The sequence below is a fragment of the Cupriavidus sp. SK-4 genome, assembly GCF_000611125.1.
Lineage (GTDB): Bacteria > Pseudomonadota > Gammaproteobacteria > Burkholderiales > Burkholderiaceae > Cupriavidus > Cupriavidus necator.
This window is the reverse complement of sequence record NZ_JFJW01000116.1, coordinates 55,702-57,953: the sequence shown is the minus strand read 5'-3', so window position 1 is coordinate 57,953 and position 2,252 is coordinate 55,702. Positions and strand designations below refer to the sequence as shown.

The window sequence follows — 2,252 nt, the reverse complement described above, 5'->3', positions numbered from 1 at the left end:
GGCCGCAATGGCCGCGGGTTTTTTATTTGGCGGCCACCAAACGGTCCGCTGCCTCAGGCCACCACCTGCTTGGCATAGGTTGCCCGCGCCATCTCGCAGACCTCTACTGACACCTGCACGTCCTGGCCGGTGCCAGAGCCGGCGCGCACGGCTTCGGCGATCACGTCGCAGACGGCCTGCGCCAGCGCCTGGCGCACGGCGGTGTCGCGGCCGTCCAGGATCGACAGGCGCGCGTGGACAAAGGCCCGCTCGACCGCGTCCACGCCCTGGCGGTAAGTCGACAGCGTGATGCAGCGCGACTTGATGTCCGCCTCCTGGAACTGTCCGGAGGCCAGCAGGGCGGCATTGGCTTCATCCAGCAACTCTTCCTGCGAGCAGTTCAGGCGGGTGTTTTCGGTGAGTTCGATGACGAGGTGAGGCATGGCGGCGTCCTGACTGTGTTCCGGTGAAACCGAGCATGATACGGGATCGCCGGCGCGTGGCGGGCGCACCAATGCAAACGGGGCGCTTTATGGCGCCCCGTCGGGATGTGCTGCTGGTGCGTATCAGGCGTGGACGGGAGTGCGCTCGCGTGCCGGTGCCAGTGCGCCGCCGAAGCGGGCCGGATTTTCCCGGGCGAGCTGCTGCAGCTGGGCCAGCTTGGCCTTCAGGCCGGCATCCAGCTTCGGTGCGGGCATCACCGTGGACGGGCAGGCCACGCCCAGGATGCCGAGCGCCTGCTGGAAGTTCTCCAGGGTCAGCCCGGCAGCCGGGTCAACCGTGACGAGGTGCTCGCGCAAGGCCTCGGGCATCGACTCCGGGGCGGCGCAGGAAATGATCACGTAGTGGACCGGCTTGGCGCCCTGGGCGAAATAGGCTTCGATTTCCGCACCATGGCCGCCTGCGGCCGGCGGGGTCATGGCTTCGACCTGCAGGTCCAGCTGCTGCAGGATTGCCGCGGGCGTGCCGCGGCGCCAGGCGTCGGACACCACCACGCGGGCGCCGGCCACGCCGAACAACCTGCGTACGAACCCCAACGCGACAGGATCAAAGAACCGGACGTCGCGCAGCGTGCCCGAATCCGGAATGCCGCCGAGGCGGGTGCGGGAGCGGTCGGAATACAGGACGCCGGGTACGTCCAGCATGATGAGTCGTTCAGCCATGGTTTCCTGTGCGGGTGCCAGTTCAGTTGGTGTGAACCAAGATTACTCGCCACGGGCGGGCCGACACGTAACCGGCGCCGGATCAGTTGAAACAGATCTGTAACTTTATCGGGGAAGACGTAAATGCCGGTTACGCCGCCATGACAAATGTTTCGCCCAGACACATCTGCCCGTTACAAAGATGACACGCCGCTAGAAGCGGAAGCGGGCCACATCGTCGGCCAGCGCCGCTGCCTGCTGGTCCAGCCGGGCTGCCTGGCTGGCCAGGTCGTCGACCAGCGCCGCGTTCTGTTGGGCGGTCTGGCGCAGCTGCGATACGGATTGCCCGGCGGCCTGCACGCTGCCGGCCTGCTCGTCGGCAAGCGTGCGCAAGGCCTCGGCCAGCGCATGGCTGTGCCCGACGGTAGCCGCGATGCGGTCCATCGCCGCCACCACGCTGGCGCTAAGGCGCGCGCCTTGCTCGATCTCATGCGTGGCCGTGCCGACGATGCCGCCGATCTCGCGCGCCGCATCGGCGCTGCGCTGGGCCAGCGCGCGCACTTCCTGCGCGACCACCGCAAAGCCGCGGCCGGCGGGGCCGGCGCGGGCCGCTTCCACGGCGGCATTCAGCGCCAGGATATTGGTCTGGAAGGCGATGCCCTGGATCACGCCGACGATCTCGGCGATATGGCGCGAGTGGCCGTGCAGCGTATCCATCGCGCCGCGCATCTGCTGCACCACGGCAGCGCCGGCATCGGTGGCGGCGCGTGCCTGGCTGGCCATCTGGCTCGATTCGGTGGCCTGGGCGTGGGCGTCGGCTACGCGTGCGGCCAGTGCCTGCATGCAGCCGGTGGTGGCATCGAGCGCGCTCGCCTGCCGCTGGGTGCGTGCCGACAAGGCGTGGTTGTCTTCGGCGATCTGCTGGCCGGCCGCGGTGATCTCCTGTGCGCTGGCCTGGATACGGGCCAGCACGCCGGCAAGCTGGTCGCGCATGCCGGCCACGTGGTGCAGCATGCTGCTGTGGTCCGACGGGCGCAGGGCGATGGTGGCGGTCAGGTCGCCGGCGGCTATGCGGCGCGCGATCTCGGCGGCGTCGCGCGGCTCGCCGCCAAGTTCGGCACGCAGGCTGCG

The 2,252-nt window shown here is 69.0% G+C and carries 3 protein-coding genes; all 3 read right to left on the bottom strand.

The window, feature by feature from the left end:
- Positions 1–53: 53 nt before the first annotated feature.
- Positions 54–422, bottom strand: a complete 369-nt coding sequence (locus CF68_RS24725) for a 5-carboxymethyl-2-hydroxymuconate Delta-isomerase (RefSeq protein WP_035823957.1) — start codon at positions 420–422, stop codon at positions 54–56.
- 123 nt (positions 423–545) lie between these two features.
- Positions 546–1,142 (bottom strand): HAD domain-containing protein, encoded by a 597-nt coding sequence (locus CF68_RS24720; RefSeq protein WP_035823955.1) that lies wholly within the window; start codon positions 1,140–1,142, stop codon positions 546–548.
- Between the two features lie 192 nt (positions 1,143–1,334).
- Positions 1,335–2,252 (bottom strand): methyl-accepting chemotaxis protein (locus tag CF68_RS24715; RefSeq protein WP_035823952.1); only part of this gene is annotated, 918 nt, incomplete at its 5' end.